This window comes from Streptomyces sp. 4F14, assembly GCF_048159485.1.
Classification (GTDB): Bacteria; Actinomycetota; Actinomycetes; order Streptomycetales; family Streptomycetaceae; genus Streptomyces.
The window spans coordinates 1-358 of the sequence record NZ_JBLRVY010000268.1; the positions used below are offsets into that span (position 1 = coordinate 1).

A 358-nucleotide genomic window follows, 5' to 3' on the forward strand; every position below is an offset into this window, starting at 1 on the left:
TCTCCACCACGGGGTACGGCGACATCACCCCGTACAGCGACGGTGCCCGTCTCATCAATGTGGTGCTCGTGACACCGCTGCGCGTGCTCTTCCTCATCATCCTGGTCGGCACCACCCTTGAGGTCCTCACGGAGCGGACCCGGGAGGACTTCCGGCTGAAGCGTTGGAGAACCAACTTGCGTGACCACACCGTCGTCGTCGGCTTCGGCACGAAGGGCCGCTCGGCCATCCAGACCCTGTGCGCCACCGGGCTGAGCAAGGAACAGATCGTCATCGTCGACCCGCAGTCCAAGGTGATCGAGATCGCCAACGCCGAGGGCTTCACCGGGGTCGTCGGGGACGCCACGCGCAGCGATGT

At 65.4% G+C, this 358-nt stretch carries 1 protein-coding gene; it reads left to right on the forward strand.

All coding sequences use genetic code 11. From position 1 onward, the window contains the following. Window positions 1-358: NAD-binding protein (locus ACLZOT_RS50650; RefSeq protein ID WP_416976076.1), on the forward strand; the 358-nt coding region annotated here is incomplete at both ends.